Below are 1,467 nucleotides of genomic sequence, written 5' to 3' on the forward strand. Positions count from 1 at the left end.
GAGCGTTTTGCAGATTTATAAGGCCTTGTAGGACAAGGGGTGTGAAGACATGAAAAAGGACTTCACCCCAACCTTCGAGAAGATTTCAAGTGACCAAACCCGAATCTTCGAGGAGGGAAGTCCCACTTGTATCTTCTCCAGCCATCGCTATTTTCCTTTGAAGACTGGCTAGAAATTGAGTCCAGTGACCGATTACCGCTATTTTTCGGTGTATTGAACTTGCAGCCTTATACTTCGAAGTTGAGGAAACAGTCACCCCAAGGTGCGAAGCCCATTAACCGTGAAGCCATTCTACGCGCACTTTTGGCTGCTCCACTTGAGGGGATTTCAACGTTCACAAGGCTTCATGAACGGTTAGCGAGAGACATTCGGTTTCGTTACCAGTGCGGTTTCAGAATAGACGAAGCCGCCCCATCGGTCTCCACCCTGAGTCGCGTGTTTGCGGCCATCGTAGAGATGAATCTCGCAGAGAAGCTCTTCATTGACCTGGTCAGTCAATGCAAAGAAGCGAACATCATTGACGGACGCCATTTGGCTGTGGACAGTGCCGGTGTGAAGTCGTACGAGAAAAAGCAACCCAAGTCCAGGAGCCAACAAACCGGCAATGCCAACTGGGGTGCAAAATACGATACCTTCGGTAACAAACTCGCTTGGTTCGGGTACAAAATCCACCTGGCTGTCGATACCGCGAGTGAGCTGCCGGTCGCTTTAGAGGTCACACCTGCAAACGTCTACGACGGGGAGATGGCCGCGCCATTGCTGGAACACGTCGTGAAGGCGCACGGTTGGAAAGTCGATTTCGTCATGATGGATGCTGGGTATGACCAAGTGAAAAACTACGAAGCTGTTCGTGATTATGGTGCACAGGCGATTATTGCAATGAACAAGCGCGGCGAAAAGGAACCACCGGAAGGCATGGCATCGGACGGGACACCGCGTTGCACAATGGGATACGACATGGTGTATTGGGGTGCTGACGGTGATCGACTGAAGTTCCGCTGCCCTCACGCGGTTGGGAAAGTGGACTGCCCGCTTGGTACAGCGGCTTGTTCACAGTCCAACTATGGCATGGTAGTCAAAAAGCGGATTACGGACGATGTACGGCGTTACTGCGCTCCTCATCGGGGCACGCAAAACTGGAAGCTGCTGTACAACGAGCGCACTGCAGTCGAGCGTTGCAACGCAAGGCTCAAAACCCACTTGACGGCGAATGATGTCCATGTGAGAGGGATCCAAAAAGTAAAGACGCACATGGTTCTCAATGCAATTGTACTGCTCGCGTCCGCGCTTGCCGTGAACGGAATCAAAGGACAACAGAAGACCGCGTAAAAAACGCACCATGAGATAACTTGTGGAATTTACACAGAAATGACCGACCGATATCCACTATATGTAAGGCGCTTTAGCTGTACTGCGATGCTGATTCTTTTTTCACTTCAACCAAAAACGCCATTCTGCAAAACGCTC

General features: G+C 50.9%; 1 protein-coding gene. It reads left to right on the forward strand.

Going from position 1 to position 1,467, the window contains the following annotated elements:
• Positions 1-126 precede the first annotated feature (126 nt).
• Entirely contained in the window at positions 127-1,329 is a 1,203-nt protein-coding gene (locus tag J3482_RS20035) for a transposase (protein WP_067625966.1), read from the forward strand.
• Positions 1,330-1,467 lie beyond the last annotated feature (138 nt).

This window comes from Alicyclobacillus suci (assembly GCF_017329615.1).
Classification (GTDB): Bacteria; Bacillota; Bacilli; order Alicyclobacillales; family Alicyclobacillaceae; genus Alicyclobacillus; species Alicyclobacillus suci.